Annotated in this window: 14 protein-coding genes, 1 other RNA gene and 2 pseudogenes; 4 read left to right on the plus strand and 13 right to left on the minus strand. The window is 61.0% G+C overall.

The window, feature by feature from the left end:
• Window positions 1–3 precede the first annotated feature (3 nt).
• A protein-coding gene (locus ACCQ01_RS11290) for an IS3 family transposase (protein WP_503258120.1) occupies window positions 4–1,112 on the plus strand; the annotation gives its coding sequence in 2 pieces (ribosomal slippage) (window positions 4–265 and window positions 265–1,112; 1,110 coding nt in all).
• Window positions 1,113–1,339: 227 nt separating this feature from the next.
• Here ACCQ01_RS11290 and ACCQ01_RS11295 read toward each other — a convergent pair.
• From ACCQ01_RS11295 to ACCQ01_RS11345, 11 genes and pseudogenes are all read right to left on the minus strand, one after another.
• Window positions 1,340–1,414, minus strand: a non-coding RNA gene (locus tag ACCQ01_RS11295) — sX9 sRNA.
• 505 nt (window positions 1,415–1,919) lie between these two features.
• Entirely contained in the window at window positions 1,920–2,663 is a 744-nt protein-coding gene (locus ACCQ01_RS11300) for an SDR family oxidoreductase (RefSeq protein WP_228434293.1), read from the minus strand.
• A gap of 48 nt (window positions 2,664–2,711) precedes the next feature.
• Window positions 2,712–3,479: a glucose 1-dehydrogenase gene (locus ACCQ01_RS11305; protein WP_228434294.1), complete on the minus strand. Its 768-nt coding sequence runs from the start codon at window positions 3,477–3,479 to the stop codon at window positions 2,712–2,714.
• A gap of 17 nt (window positions 3,480–3,496) precedes the next feature.
• Window positions 3,497–4,546, minus strand: a complete 1,050-nt coding sequence (locus ACCQ01_RS11310) for an NAD(P)-dependent alcohol dehydrogenase (RefSeq protein WP_228434295.1) — start codon at window positions 4,544–4,546, stop codon at window positions 3,497–3,499.
• Between the two features lie 23 nt (window positions 4,547–4,569).
• The gene (locus ACCQ01_RS11315; protein ID WP_228434296.1) at window positions 4,570–5,688 is read right to left on the minus strand and encodes an alpha/beta hydrolase; all 1,119 of its coding nucleotides are present in this window, start codon (window positions 5,686–5,688) and stop codon (window positions 4,570–4,572) included.
• A gap of 68 nt (window positions 5,689–5,756) precedes the next feature.
• Window positions 5,757–6,398 (minus strand): NAD(P)H-binding protein, encoded by a 642-nt coding sequence (locus ACCQ01_RS11320; RefSeq protein ID WP_228434297.1) that lies wholly within the window; start codon window positions 6,396–6,398, stop codon window positions 5,757–5,759.
• A 67-nt stretch (window positions 6,399–6,465) separates the two neighbouring features.
• Complete coding sequence (locus ACCQ01_RS11325; RefSeq protein ID WP_228434298.1) at window positions 6,466–7,203, minus strand: dihydrofolate reductase family protein; 738 nt, start codon at window positions 7,201–7,203, stop codon at window positions 6,466–6,468.
• Between the two features lie 6 nt (window positions 7,204–7,209).
• Window positions 7,210–7,551, minus strand: a complete 342-nt coding sequence (locus ACCQ01_RS11330; RefSeq protein ID WP_228434299.1) for a cyclophilin-like fold protein — start codon at window positions 7,549–7,551, stop codon at window positions 7,210–7,212.
• Window positions 7,552–7,778: 227 nt separating this feature from the next.
• Window positions 7,779–7,958: pseudogene (locus tag ACCQ01_RS11335) on the minus strand (MFS transporter); the annotation flags it as partial.
• Window positions 7,959–8,440: 482 nt separating this feature from the next.
• Window positions 8,441–8,935, minus strand: coding sequence for a hypothetical protein (locus ACCQ01_RS11340; protein WP_228434300.1), 495 nt, complete (start codon window positions 8,933–8,935; stop codon window positions 8,441–8,443).
• A 176-nt stretch (window positions 8,936–9,111) separates the two neighbouring features.
• Window positions 9,112–9,681: a hypothetical protein gene (locus tag ACCQ01_RS11345; RefSeq protein WP_228434301.1), complete on the minus strand. Its 570-nt coding sequence runs from the start codon at window positions 9,679–9,681 to the stop codon at window positions 9,112–9,114.
• 172 nt (window positions 9,682–9,853) lie between these two features.
• Here ACCQ01_RS11345 and ACCQ01_RS11350 point away from each other — a divergent pair, with 172 nt between their 5' ends.
• From ACCQ01_RS11350 to ACCQ01_RS11360, 3 genes and pseudogenes are all read left to right on the plus strand, one after another.
• Window positions 9,854–10,768 carry a LysR family transcriptional regulator gene (locus tag ACCQ01_RS11350; protein ID WP_228434302.1) on the plus strand — a complete coding sequence of 305 codons (915 nt, stop codon included), beginning with the start codon at window positions 9,854–9,856 and terminating at the stop codon, window positions 10,766–10,768.
• Window positions 10,769–11,070: 302 nt separating this feature from the next.
• Window positions 11,071–12,173, plus strand: a protein-coding gene (locus tag ACCQ01_RS11355; protein WP_372358881.1) for an IS3 family transposase whose coding sequence is annotated in 2 segments (ribosomal slippage) — window positions 11,071–11,329 and window positions 11,329–12,173 — 1,104 coding nt in all. Because the reading frame shifts where the segments join, the coding sequence is not laid out codon by codon here.
• A 131-nt stretch (window positions 12,174–12,304) separates the two neighbouring features.
• Window positions 12,305–12,550 (plus strand): annotated as a pseudogene (locus ACCQ01_RS11360) (integrase core domain-containing protein); the annotation flags it as partial.
• Between the two features lie 181 nt (window positions 12,551–12,731).
• On the opposite strand, the gene ACCQ01_RS11365 reads toward ACCQ01_RS11360, so the two are convergent.
• Window positions 12,732–13,277: a hypothetical protein gene (locus ACCQ01_RS11365; RefSeq protein WP_218973958.1), complete on the minus strand. Its 546-nt coding sequence runs from the start codon at window positions 13,275–13,277 to the stop codon at window positions 12,732–12,734.
• A 474-nt stretch (window positions 13,278–13,751) separates the two neighbouring features.
• Window positions 13,752–14,495, minus strand: a complete 744-nt coding sequence (locus tag ACCQ01_RS11370; RefSeq protein WP_228434360.1) for a hypothetical protein — start codon at window positions 14,493–14,495, stop codon at window positions 13,752–13,754.
• Window positions 14,496–14,804: the final 309 nt, after the last annotated feature.

Genomic DNA, 14,804 nt, shown 5'->3' on the forward strand with positions numbered 1-14,804 from the left:
ACGATGCGCAAGAGCAAGTTCACCGAGAGCCAGATTGTCGCCACGCTGAAGCAGGTGGACGGCGGCCGCCAGGTCAAAGATGTGTGCCGTGAGCTGGGCATTTCCGACGCGACGTACTACGTCTGGAAGTCCAAGTACGGTGGCATGGAGGCAGCTGACGTGCAGCGCCTTCGCGACCTGGAGACCGAGCACAGCAAGCTCAAGCGCATGTATGCCGAGCTCGCGATGGAAAACCATGCACTCAAGGATGTCATCGCAAAAAAGCTGTAGACCCGGCGCATAAGCGCCCGCTTCTTGCCTGGCTCATCGAGCAGCATGGCTGGAGCGAGCGCCGGGCCTGTTCGGTGGTTGGCGTGGCGCGCTCGACAGTGCGCTATCGGCGTCGTCCAGATCGGGATGAGGAGGTCATTGCGCTGTTGTCCGAATTGGCCGAACGCTTTCCCGAGCGTGGTTTTGGAAAGCTTTTTCAGATCATCCGCCGTCGCGGACATGTGTGGAATCACAAGAGGGTCTGGCGCGTGTATTGCTTGATGAAGCTCAATCAGCGTCGTCGCAGCAGGCGCCGGGTCCCGACGCGTCATCCACAACCGCTGACATGCGGAGCAGGCCCCAATGCAGGATGGTCGATCGACTTCATGTCCGATGCGCTGTGGGATGGTCGACGCTTCCGCACGTTCAATGTCATCGACGACTTCAGTCGGGAAGCCTTGGCGATCGAAGTGGACTTGAATCTTCCGGCCGCCCGCGTCATCCGCACCTTGGAGCGCATCGCAGCCTGGCGCGGCTATCCCGTCAAGCTTCGCCTGGACAATGGCCCGGAGTTTGTCGCATTGGCCTTGGCCGAGTGGGCCGAGCGCAAAGGCATCGCCTTGGACTTCATCGAGCCGGGACGGCCGATGCAAAACGGTTTCATTGAACGCTTCAACGGCAGCTACCGGCGCGGCGTGCTGGACATGCACATCTTCCGCACGCTGAGCGAGGTTCGCGAACAGACCGAACACTGGCTGGCCGACTACAACCAGCAGATCCCGCACGACAGCCTGGGCGGGCTAACGCCCGCCGAGTTCCGCGATCAACATCAACCGCAGACCTCTAGTTTTGGCTGGCATTGAATTACGGGGAGTCGACAGCTACGCTGGCAATCAAGCAGAACAGCAGAAAAAATAGGCGGATATTGCGCATGAATGCATCGTATCGGAAAAATGTTCCTCAGTATCGCATGCCCTAGTCCGCCTGCCGGGATGCCGTAGGTCATGCAGCAGCGCAGCGCCTAAATGACGTGCCCTATAGGAAACTCTAAAAAACCTCGATTTCTAAAACTGCACGTAAGACTAAGAGCGGCTAACAAAACGTAGCGAGCAGTCGTCAGGTGGGTGCGGACGGCGCGGAGGAACCGGAATGTACGTGGGTACATGCCGATTCCGAGCACCGGCCGCGCCCGCCTGACGGCTGCGCAGTAGTTTTGATAGCTGCTCTAAGTCAATGGCTTACGCGCGTTCCGGTCGAGTCTTCTAGGGTTATTGGAGGTCCCTTTATGTTGCTGCCAGCTACTGGTGGGCAGGTAAGTGCACAGACTGAATGCGAATGCTTTTTTCGTGAAGAGGGACTGCAGCTGCGATAGGGGCAGTAGATTATTTTTGCATTGCCTTGGCGTTTTCCTTTAGCTTTGGTCTCGCATTTTGGTCGACTGCCAGCTGGTGGCAATTGGGCATGTCCTCCGTTCAGGCCGCCTGGGGGCAAGCGGCCCGCTGCGGCGCAGCGTCGTCAAAGCGGATCATGGGGACGAAGCTGGCGGCAGCCCTCGCTGATCACCTTGGCATGGAACACTGTTGCCCTTGGCCGACAGGAGCCGTTGCAGCCGAAGGCCAGCATGCCGGCGGCCCACCTCGTGGAAAGATGGTGGGATCGCGGAGCGGCTCTTACCAAGGTTGATTCGCGGGGCCGACCGTGAACTCGTTGATCGTCGTGTCCTCGGGCTGATCGATCGCGAAGGCCACGACGCTGGCGATCCGGTCGGGGGAAATGCCGTAGGTGTCGTAGATGCCTTGCATCTGGTCGAGCGACGCCTTGTCGGTGAACGTCTTGAGCAACTCGGTGTTGATGGCCGCCGGATAGATCGTCGCCGTGCGGATGTTGGTTCCCTCCATAGCCGATTCCATGCGCAGGACTTCCATGAAGTCGCGCACGAACCACTTCGTGCCGCCATAGACGGCGCCGCCCGGATAGGCCTTGAGCCCGGCCACCGACGAGGTGGCGATGACATGGCCGGACTTCTGAGCCAGGAACTCGGGCAGCACGGCGGCCACGCCGTTGAGCACGCCCTTGACGTTGACATCGACCATCTGGTGCCACTCGGCGGTTTTGAGCGCGGACAGCGGCGAGTTCGGCATCAGGCCAGCGTTGAGGAAGATGGCATCCACGCGGCCGAACCTGTCCTTGGTCAGCTTGACGATGGCGTCGTTCTCGGACTGCTGGGTGACGTCCAGTTCCTGGTACGCAGCCTGGCCGCCGTGCCGCTCGATCTCATCAGCGATCCGCTTCAGGTTGTCCGCGCGTCGCGCGCCGAGCACGACTTTGGCGCCTTTGCTGGCTAACAGCTTGGCCGTGGCTTCGCCGATGCCGGATGACGCGCCGGTGATGATGACGACTTTGTCTTTGGTCATGTTGTTATGCCTTTCTCTGTGTGGCCGGCAGCAGGCGCCGGGAGGGTGTCAGTAAACGGTGAATCCGCCATCCACGGCTAAGGCCTGGCCGGTCACGAAGGTCGAGCCCGAGCTGCACAGCCAGAGCACCGTGTCGGCGATTTCATCGCCGCGCCCCAGGCGCTTCATCGGCAGGTCGCGCAGCAGGTCGTCCATCGACAGCATTCCCTTGTCCAGCATGGACGAGACCATCGGCGTGTCGATCGTGCCGGGGCACACGGCATTGACGCGCACGCCGCGCGCGGCGTATTCGAGCGCGGCGCTCTTGGTGAGGCCGATCACGCCGTGCTTGGTGCCGTGATAGGCGGCCATCAGCGCCCGGCCGGTAAGCCCGCCGATGGACGAGCAGTTGACGATCGCGCCGCTGCCTTGCTGACGCATCTGCTTCAGCTCGTGCTTCATGCAGGCCCAGACGCCGCGCTGATTGATCGCGCTGATCAGGTCGTAGTCGTCGGCGGACTGGTCGGCGATCTCGGAAGCGGGAACCTGGATGCCGGCGTTATTGAAGGCGGCATCCAAGCGACCGAATGTCGCGACCGTGCGCTCCACCATGGCCGCCACCTGATCCTCGTCGACCACGTCGCACACCACGGCGATCGCCTTGCCGCCCGCGGCAGTGATCTCCTCCACTGCCTTGAGCAACGGCGCTTCTTCGCGGCCCGCCAAGGTGACTGCGGCGCCGGCCTTGGCGAATGCGCGTGCCGTGTCCAGCCCCATGCCGGAGCCGGCGCCGGTGACCAGGGCGACCTGCCCGGCGAAGTCGTAAGTGATGTTCATGGAAGTCTCCCTGGAGATCAGGCCGCCAGCGACGCGTTGTCGATCACGAAGCGATACTTGACGTGGCCCTTGAGCAGGCGCTCGTAGGCGTCGTTAATTTCGTCGGCGCGGATCATCTCGATGTCCGAGACGATGCCGTGCTCGGCGCAGAAATCGAGCATCTCCTGGGCCTCGGGGATGCCGCTGATCATCGAGCCGGCGATTGCGCGCCGCTTGACGATCAGGCCGAACACTGCGGGTGATGGATGCGGCGAGGCCGGCGCGCCGACCAGCGTCAAGCTGCCGTCGCGCTTGAGCAGGGCCAGGAACGGATCGAGGTCGTGCGGGACGGCAACGGTGTCGACGATCAGGTCGAGGCTCCCGGCGTGCACTGCCATCTCCTCGGCGTTGCGCGACACCACCACGTCGTCGGCGCCCAGGGCCTTGGCCGCCTCGCGCTTGGACTCGGAGGTGGTGAAGGCCACCACGCGCGCGCCCATGGCGTGCGCGAGCTTGATGCCCATGTGGCCCAGGCCGCCGATGCCGACAATGCCGACCTTCTTGCCCGGTCCCGCGTTCCAGTGGCGCAGCGGCGAGTAGGTGGTGATGCCGGCGCACAGCAGCGGTGCCACCGCGGCCAGTTGCTGCTCCGGATGGCGGATGCGCAGCACGTAACGCTCGTGCACCACGATCTGTTGCGAGTAGCCGCCCAGCGTATGGCCGGGCGCATCCGGCGTCGGGAAGTTGTAGGTGCCGATCATGCCGTCGCAGTAGTTCTCCAGGCCGGCATCGCACTCCTCGCAGTGCTTGCAGCTATCGATGATGCAGCCGATGCCGACCAGATTGCCCGGCTTGAAACCGCTCACATGCACGCCAACGGCGGCCACGCGGCCGACGATCTCATGGCCGGGCACGCAGGGGAATTGCGTGCCCGCCCATTCGGCGCGCACCTGATGCAGGTCCGAGTGGCACACGCCGCAGTAGGCGATGTCGATCAGCACGTCGTGCGCGCCTGCCGAGCGGCGGGTGATCTCCAGCGGTTCGAGGGGCTTGTCGCCAGCATGGGCGCCGTAGGCTTTGATGGTCATGTGCAATCCTTGAACGGGTGGTTCTAGCCCTTGAGGTGCGTGCCGAAGAACTCGTCGATCTTGTCGAAGGGAATCTTGTCCACGCGGTCGTACAGATCGACGTGGCTGGCGCCGGGGACGATCACCAGTTGCTTGGGTTCGGCTGCGGCCGCATAGGCGGTCTGGGCGAAATAGAGCGAATGGGCTTTTTCGCCGTGCACGAACAGGATCGGACGCGGAGAAATCTCCTTGATGTAGGTCAGGATCGGCATGTTCATGAACGACAGCGGCGTGGTGACCGTCCAGGCGTTACCGGAATTGACAGCGCGCGGGTGGTAGCCGCGCGGCGTCATGTAGTAGTCGTGGTAATCCACCATGAACTGCGCGTCACCAGCCTTCACGTCCTTGTTGTAAGGCGGCTGGTAGGCAGGCTTGCCATTCGCGGCGTCTTCCCAGCGCTGCCGGCTCAGTTGCTCCAGGGTCTGCGTGCGCTGCTCCGGGGTCACGCTGTCGTTGTAGCCCTTGGACATGACGCGGGTCATGTCGTACATGGTGCTGGCGACGACGGCCTTGACGCGCTTGTCGGCGGCCACGGCGTTCAATGCGAAGCCGCCCCAGCCGCAGACGCCGATCACGCCGATGCGCTCGCGATCGACATAGGATTGCAGACCGATGAAATCGACCGCCGCCATGAAATCTTCGGTGTTGATGTCCGGCGAGGCGACGTTACGCGGCTCACCGCCGCTCTCCCCCGTATACGATCCGTCGAAGGCCAGCGCGACGAAACCGCGCTCGGCCATGATCTGCGCATACAGGCCGGAGGACTGTTCCTTCACCGCACCGAACGGACCGCCGACGACGAGCGCCGCCAGCCGCTGATTCTGCCGGTTCTTCGGCAGGTACAGGTCGGCCGCGAGGGTGATGCCGTAGCGGTTCTTGAAGGTGACCTTCTGGTGATCGACTTTGTCACTCTTGGGAAACACCTTGTCCCACGCCTGCGTCAGCCGCAGGCCGCCCGACCCCGTTGAGGCAGAGGAGGTCTGCGCGAGCGCCGTCTGACCGCCAAGCGTGATCGCCAGTCCAGCGAGAAGTGAGCCTTGAACGAAACCCGTGAGGGCCGTCCGCCGCTTGATGTCGGTGATTTCCAGGGTAGCTTCGTTCATGACGTTATTCCTTTGCGTGGTTGGTGATGAGGCTGGTAGGTCGGTCTTGTTGCGCTGGCCGGCGAGGCTCAGCGGTACGCTGCGGGCCTGTCGCCATCGGTGTCGGGCTGGCTGATGCCCAGGTTCTGGTTGGCGTAGCGCTGCGGGTCCCTCACGAGCTCGGCCACGAAGCGCCCGATGCTCGCGCGCGAGGTTTCCGTCCCCTTGTAGGTTTCGCCTTTGCGAGTCAGCTGGAATGTTTCGGCGGGCTTGTTGGTTAGCCATACCGGGCGCAGAACGGTGCAGGCGAGGCCCGATTGCTCGGCGACCTCGGCTGCCTTCAGGTTGATGGGGCGGTACTGGCCGACCATGTCCTTGTCCCAGGCGTTGAAGGCGGGGGGCAGTTCGTCATAGATGCCGCCGGCGCTGATGACGACGATGTGACGTGCGCCGACCTCCTTCATGGCCCGAACGATGTTCGCCGTCTTGGCGTCCAGGTCCATGCCGCCCATGGCGCTGATGGCGATTTCCTGCCCGCGGATCGCACGTGTCAGGTCGGCGAGGCTGGTGGCATCGCCTTCCACGACATCGATGCGGTCGCTCCGCATGTTTTGCAAGCGGCTGGCGCGGCGCAGGAACAGGGTGAGCTTCACGTCGTCCTGTTCCAGCAGACGGGGGATGATCTCTTTCGACGTACTGCCGTTGGCGCCGATCAGAATCACGTTCTTCATGGGTGAGTTGGCCTTCGTTGTATCCGCTGGCTCGAGGCTTGCCTCGCGAACTGGGAATTTTCGGGGGTTAGGGGCGTGGGTCGTTCACCCTGTAGCGCAGCCACACCGCGCTGTCCTGCAACGGCTTCACGTCGATCAGCGTGAACGAACGCGGCGCAATGCGGGTCAGCGGCTCCTTGGCCGTGAACAGGCCCGGCGCGGTAGGCGAGGCGTCGGAGACGGGCGCCAGCAGCAGGCTCAGTTCATCGACCAGGCCGTCCTGCACATACGACCAGTTCAGCACGCCGCCGCCGCCGATCATCACCCGCTCCATGCCGAACAGCGTCGCGAGCTTGTGCAGCGCCAGGGCGTTGTCCGGTGCGTCTTTCCCGGCGATGACGTACGAGATGCCAAGGCGACGCAGCAGGTCCTTGTAGGCGTTGCTCGCCTTTTCGGTCAGCACCGACACCACGTGCGAGCGCACACCGCCATAATCGACGTGGTTCTCCTGCCAGCCCAGGCGTCCGGCAGGGTCGAGCGCCACGTAGTACATCGGCGCGTGCGCCTCTGCCACGAAGTCGCCTTCGGGAACGGTCTCCGCCGACGAGTCCAGGTCCGGCTCGCGATGGTGCGTGAAGTTGTCGTCGCTCGAGACGCGGCCGTTTAGGTAGCCCTGGATGTCGAGGACCTGCTGATCGGCATGCAGCGCCAATTGCTCGTACTGAAGCGCCGCCGCATCGAACTCGGGCAGTTCGATGCTGTGGATCCTTCCGTCCAGCGACGTCAGGGTATGAACGATGACGTAGGGCTTTTTCAAGGAAGTCATGTGCATCTAGTTCTTGGAGAACCCGATCCGCACGCTGCCTTTGCCCACTGCCTGCGCCAAACCTGCGGGGTCATCCACGCGGCCGAGGCGCGTGTACGAGTAGGACGAGCTGAAGGTCAGGTAGAAGACCACCAGCGTCCTCGGTCCATACAACATGAGGTCGCCGTTGCGGATCGTGCCGGGCGGGCTGGCGCTCGTGGGCAGCGATTTGGGCAGTTCGGCGTGCTTCTCGTTGCCGTTGAGGTCGGCCATGTCTATCGAGAGCGGCAACATCGCGGCAAAGGCGCGGGCGGCCTCGGTATCGGCCAGGGTGATGGCGAAGCGGCGTTCGCCGACGGTCATCCACATGCGAGATTCCTCCGGTTGGACGGTTGCCGCCGCGGTGGCGATGGGAGCGGCCGGAACGCCTGGCTGTGCGGCGTCACACCCGCCGAGCAAGCACAGACCGCAAAGCAGGCCTAGTGCGCGCATGGCCCGCGGGCCACGCCCAGGGCGGCGGTGCTCGATGGCCGTCCGCCGGTGGCCGCTGCGAGAGGTACTGAGGCACATGGTCATGGGTTCTCCAAGCGTGGCGAGCGGTTCATGCCGCCGGCCAGCCACGAGATCGACAGGCTGGTCAGCACCGCGAATGCGCCGGAGATCGCGATGCCTTGCCCGGTCATGGCTTCGGTGACGTGAAGGTCGGCCGCCATCGATGTCAGCAGGCTGACCGGCATGAATTCGGACGCGATCAGCGCGAACACGCACAGCGACATGGCGAACACGCCGCTCCAATGAGCGGGCTGTGCGTTGGCTTCTTGTGGGGAGTGAACAGTTCCGCGGGGAGCTGAACCTATCTGCTCTGCCATGGATGTGCTCTTTTCTTTGGTGTGCTTGTGAAAACGCCATGCTCGCCATCGAACCGGGAATCGATTTCCAACTACTTCATCGCCTCGATTCGGCCATTGAATTCGCCGTCCTTCTTCGATAACTGCTCGATGCCGGAGGCGAAGCGGCCGAGGTGAAACAGGTCGTTCGAGTGCCGAACCCTCGTAGTACGCCGGCGCGGCAGATCGAGAAATCGGGGTATCAGTACTGGCTTTTGCGTGGCTTGAATGTTGAGCCACGAAGGTCAACTTGACTAGCTAATGAGCTCTTCTATCCCATATTAGCTTGGCTAATCAATTGTGCCCTGTAAGACTGTCAGCATGATCGACCAACAGATTGAGGTTCGGAGTCGATCCAGATGCTCCGAAAATCAGGTGTAGGCGAGGAGCCGGCCGGCAAAGAGGACGCCTGTCCACGCGATCAGTGACACGCCTGCCCCAACGCGGGCGGCCACCGGGGTCAAGGCGGCATCCGTCCAGTCATTGACGCAGCGATAGATGCCGCGGTGGAACACCAGCACGTTGAGGCAGGCGAGGATCAGCAGGCCGAACTTCCACGGCGCAGCTCCACTATCGGCGACCACAGTCGCTTGCGCGCTAAGCAGTGCGATGCCCGTAATCACTGCGATGGCAAAGCCGACGTGGGAGACGGGCAGCAGATTGCGCGCAGCTGCGTTGACGGATACGACGCGGTGTCCGATCCCCAGCAATCGGAGGTCGAAGGTGAAAGCCGGGCCGACAAGGAGAGCAATCCCGAGAATGTGGCTGGCTTCAAGCACCGGATAGAGGTATTCAGCGCTGCGCACCGCCTCTCCGAGCGCAGAGCCCTGCAACAGCTTGAGCAACGAATAGAGCAATTCAGGCATGGTCCGTTCATTCCGTCCGGCGTGGTGGCGCAGGCGCAGGCGGCGCAACCCATCCGCATATGCTGCGCGCGGCGACGATGATTCCGAACACTTCCCGCATCAGTAAATTTCCAGAGCCTTGTACTGTGGCATCTGACCTGGTGGCAGCGGTGATGCTCACATCTGTCGTGCAAGCCTTATTTCGGCAGTGGCGCTCTTACCGGCAGCGTGTTGCCGAGCACCTGGTTTACCGGCATGGCCTGGTGCCCGTACCAGAACACGACTGGCCGAAACATGTCGTCGTCTGCGCGATTGATGTAGCCGACTGCCTGGAAACGCTCCCCGACCTTCAGTGCGCGGCCCAGTCCCCACCTGCCGGACCACGCCGGCGGCGCAATGATGATCTTTAGCGCCTTGTGGGGGCCCTTGTACGAGGGAGCAGCATTGACCCGGGTACTGTCCTGGGGATCTTGCAACTCCTTGGGAATTGCCAGCTTGGGCGTGCGAGCGGGCAGGTTGCTGTCCAGGGTGACATCGAAGAGCGAGTGCGGATTACCCCAGACACCATCCGAAGAGACGGATCCTGCAATGTAGACGAGGTGGTCAGTGTCGAAGCCCGCCCACCCGTGATGGGCCAACGCCGGGAGGGGCGGCACCAGCGTGGCCAGCGGTACCGCCGCCAGCGCGACAGCGCCGAGGATCACGCGCCGCCGGCTGCGCGATACGGCTTTATCCCCGTGGATGCGTTTGCGGTCGGTATTTGCCATTGGTCTTCTCTCCGCGTTTATCGGTTGCGCCACGAAACCGGCCGAGCCAGGACGTTGGTCTGGACCTTTTGATGTCTTGAATATTGGCGCGTAGCAGGAAACTTGACTAGCTAATTAAAACTTAAATGCCCTATTAGTTGAACTAATCAGTATTTCATGGAAAAATTCTGTCATGGTCAAACGCAACCTCAACGATCTCCTGTACTTCGTCACTGTGGCAAGGGAAGGCAGCTTCACACGCGCCGCTTCGCTGCTGGGCATCACGCAGTCTGCCCTCAGCCAGGCAATCAGCGGCCTGGAGACGCGGCTGGAAATCCGGCTGCTCACGCGCACCACGCGCAGCGTGTCGCCCACGGCTGCCGGCGAGCGGCTGCTCAATGCCATTGGACACCGATTCGACGAGATCGGCGCGGAACTCGATGAGCTGACCGAAATGCGGGACAAGCCTGCAGGCACGGTGCGGATCACCTGCGGCGAACACATCCTCCGGACCACGCTGCTGCCCAAGCTCACGCCCTTGCTGCTGGAATACCCAGACATCAAGATTGAGTTCGACATCAACTACGGACTCCGGGACATCGTGGCTGACCGCTTCGATGCAGGCGTGCGTATGGGCGACACCATCGACAAGGACATGGTCGCGGTGCCGATCGGGCCGCCGTTGCGCATGGTGATCGCGGCTGCGCCCGCGTACTTCAAGACGCATCCCATTCCCAAGACGCCGCGCGACCTGCTCAAGCACAACTGCATCAACATGCGCATGCAGACGGCAGGTGGCATCTACGTCTGGGACTTCGAGCGCCGCGGCCAGGCAGTGAATGTGCGGGTCGATGGGCAACTCATCTTCAATACCTCGCCCAGCGTGGTGGATGCCGCGGTGGCGGGGTTGGGGATCGCGTCCCTGCCTGAAGAAGAGTTCGCGCCCCATCTCGAGGAGGGGCGGCTGGTGCGCGTGCTGGAAGATTGGTGCCCGCCGTTCCCTGGCTATTATCTGTACTATCCGAGCCGCAGACACCCTTCCAATGCGTTCTCGCTGGTCCTCAACGCGCTGCGCGTGGCGCCCCGACCCGGCTCGAAGAAGCGCTAAGTCGGGCCCGTTCAGGACAGGCAGGTCGGTTCCATGTCTCCGCTCAGGCAGCGCAGCCAAGAGCCGTCGTGCGGGCCGGATAGAGGTTCGGCAGGGAATCATTACGTGCGGGGCCGAAATCTCTCTAAACTATTGAATCTAAAGGTCGATCTTTCCGTTTCGGTGTCGGGCTCCCCTGGCGACTGGTGACACGACTGTTGGGTTTAACCCGAGTAAGGGTTCGGCCGACATACGCGACGTCCCCCCAATTTTGAGTAGTGCCTCAGTTTGGAGTCCAATTCCCTACCCCGAGGAGATTGGACGTGAAGAAGCGTTTTTCCGAAGAACAGATCATCGGCTTCCTGCGCGAAGCCGAAAGCGGCGTCGCCATCAAGGACCTGTGCCGGCGGCATGGCTTCAGCGAGGCCTCGTACTACCTGTGGCGCAGCAAGTTCGGTGGGATGAGCGTGCCCGATGCCAAGCGGCTCAAGGACCTCGAGTCCGAGAACGCGCGGCTGAAGAAGTTGCTGGCCGAGCAGCTGTTCGAGAACGACCTGATCAAGGATGCGCTGCGAAAAAAGTGGTAAGCGCACCGGCGCGTCGTACGCTGGTGCGCGAGTGGATCGGGCGCGGTGCCAGCGAGCGTCGTGCCTTGGCAGCGATCGGCATGAGCGCCAGTGCGCTGCGCTATTGCCCGCGCGAAGACCGCAATGGCGAACTGCGCGAGCGCATTGTTGCGCTGGCGCATCGCCATCGTCGCTATGGCGTGGGGATGATCTATCTCAAATTGCGGCAAGAAGGACGCATCGTGAACTACAAACGCGTGGAGCGGTTGTACCGCGAACAGCAGCTACAGGTCCGACGGCGCAAGCGCAAAAAAGTGCCAATAGGCGAGCGTCAGCCGCTGCTGCGGCCATCGCAGGCCAACCAGGTGTGGTCGATGGACTTTGTGTTCGACCGCACTGCCGAAGGGCGGGTGATCAAGTGTCTGGTGATCGTGGACGATGCAACCCACGAAGCGGTCGCCATCGACGTGGAGCGCGCGATCTCGGGCCACGGCGTTGCGCGCGTGCTGGACCGACTGGCGCACAGTCGCGGTTTGCCGAAGGTGATCCGCACTGACAATGGCAAGGAGTTTTGCGGTAAGGCGATGGTCGCCTGGGCGCATGCCCGTGATGTGCAACTACGGCTCATCCAGCCAGGCAAACCGAACCAGAACGCCTACGTCGAATCCTTCAACGGCCGACTGCGCGACGAATGCCTCAACGAGCACTGGTTCCCGACGTTACTGCACGCGCGCACCGAAATCGAACGCTGGCGACGCGAATACAACGAGGACCGACCCAAGAAAGCAATCGGCGGCATGACCCCGGCTGCTTATGCCCAACATCTGGCAAACACCGATATCATCAACCCCGGACTCTAAACCAGGCCGCTACTCAGGGCGGGGGGACGTCGTACGTGCAAAAGTGGCTCACAAGATTGGATTTCGTCCATTTCATCAGTGGGTTAGCGGATTTTTTGGGGGGCATTTTTGCACGTATGTCGGCTGAACCCCGTATTGCCATCAGCATGGACGGCAAGGGCTGCTGGCGCGACAACGTATTCATCGAGCGGCTGTGGAAGTCGGTCAAATACGAGGAGGTCTACCTGCGCGCCTACGACAGCGTCAGCCACGCGAAGGCATCGATCGGCCGTTACCTGAGCTTCTATAACCAGCGCAGGCCACACACCGCGCTTGATCGGCTGACCCCCGATCAGGTCTACTTCAACCAGATGCTGTCCTTGCCCAAGGCAGCTTGAACCCGCAGGCGATCCACTTATCCAGCACGGCTACGCTGTTTAAATGAATGGAGCCACCTCTCTGCACCTCTCCAGCAAGACGCCCTGATGGCTGCCGTGCGCACTCAATTGCTGGACCAGAAGCGCTGAATGAACCGTCCAACTTCTGGGGGTCATTTCAATCCCGGGCGGTTCACTACCGTTATTCTTCAGACCGAGAATAGTTGTTAAGATGAACATCGGTATGACCGCTTGAAAGCGCTGTTGCGTAGTAATCCTCAAATGATCGGTATGCTGGCACGATTCCGCCGCCGTAGTCGTATGCGGCGTACCACATCAACGGATTTCCGTAGCCTAGTGATTCGATGACAGGTTGAGCCTCGGTAAAATATTTGACCATGTCTTCGATAGTTCCATACTCTACTCTTTCGGCGTTATAAGCCGCTCGCCGCTGACCTATTCGCCCCTGCTGGAAACCGGATCTGATCTCCGCAATTTCATTGGCCCGGCTCAGGTTGGAGAGTTCAACCAATAATATATTGAGAGATTGATAGTGGCTCCCTTGAACGTTGCTGGCTGTTGTCTCTGTCAAGGCAATAGTCCGAGTTCCCGGTCGTGTTGCGGCATGCCCAAAGGACTGGCCGATCTCACTGTCTGGCACGATCCTTATCGTGACACCACCTTCGCCTGCAACTGCGTTCATTCTTTTCCTGAACGTGCTTGATGCCTTGTAAATTTCTCCTGCCATCGTCAGCAAATGGTCGATGCGCGGATCTTCGTGAGGATTTCTTACTTGCGCAATAACATTGCGCCAGCTGGCTCCGTGAACGTTTGAGTTCCGTTGCAACGAAGATCTACGCTGCAGGCCATCTAGTGCTCCACTTGATGCCTGATTCTCACCTCGAGCACGCGTCGGAGTAGAAGCATTGGACGTATTTTCACTTGAGGCAGGTGAATTTGACGGTCTGCCTTGTGTTGATATGCAAATGCCCATTGCCTATTTCACCTAACTTTTAATTATACTACACTCGATGTTAGCTAAGAACTTTCACGGATTCCTGCCACACCTCTCGTACGTCATGCTTTCCGGAGACCGGGTAGCTTTGTGCCACGGGTGTCTCTATGGATGATCTCAAGTTGGATATCAGAGGTGTTAGCCAACAGGTCATCCAGGATGTAGATGCCCTTATGTACGCTGACCCAGCATCGAGGATGCAAGAGATCACATATTTCGTTTCGCGTACTCTTGCTCATACCGACCAAAATGACCGGTAGCCAATGAATTTGCCACTGCCTCGTCCTCCGACCGGGTACTAGGCTCGATATGCCCCTGGGCTGTAACCATGCAATGCCATGCGTTGGGGTTGTCGAGACCAACCCGACGTAGCGTTTCGCGCGCTTCCATATAATAAGCCTGAACGTTGCGAGTAGAGTTGTATTCAACCTTTTCAAAGCTTTCCGCGAATTCGCGGGGGGAAAGCTGGGCGATGGCTGCATTGCGCTCGCATTCTTCGAATGCGAGGTCTAGCGAAGCATTGCTCAATTCAAAGGCAAGAACGCCCATTGCAATGGTGGGGTCGCGCGCCATCATCTCTCCCAGTACCACTACCCGCTGTTGCCTATCGAAATACGCTGTGGACACTTCGGGATCAACGCGAATCCCTACCATGCCTTCCTTCTGGACGGTCTCCATGGTCTGCCGGAACGTTGGGGAATCCGCGAATATCAGGAAAAGATCCTTGATAGCCTGCTCGAGTCGCGGGTCCTTACCATCGTGTTGCAAGGTAGTGGTGGTGAGGTGCACCCACTCTTGCGCCCGTTTTTGGAGTGCCTGATGGTGCGAAGAAGCTGCGCCAGTGTCAAAGCTGGCATAAGGGTTCCAGGCGGGCTGAGACCACATATCGGCAGGAGCGATCGGATACTCGCCGGTCGATACGCCCTGCCACTCATGGGCTGAGTCATGCAAGTTGCCCTGGTATTCTGACCAACCGCTAAAACCTTCATGGCCGGACCATCCTGCCCCTTGCCAACTGGGTGAGCCCTGCGGTTCGAGAGAAGCGGAGCGACGCGGTGGGGAAGGTAAAGCCTCGCGCAGTGCACTGGTCGAAGAAGAAGGCGAATCCCTGCGCGATGGCGACGGCGACTCAGATGGCGTGGCCTGCTCTGTGGTGGGGGTTGCATAACGCGCAGGTGACCCTGCCACGCTCGGCTTTGAATTGCATAGTCCCATGTCGATCTCCTGCAGTGACTGTAGAAGCAAGTTTGCCGGGGGAGC

Origin of the sequence: Xanthomonas sp. NCPPB 4037 (assembly GCF_041475695.2) — a bacterium.
GTDB lineage: Bacteria > Pseudomonadota > Gammaproteobacteria > Xanthomonadales > Xanthomonadaceae > Xanthomonas > Xanthomonas campestris.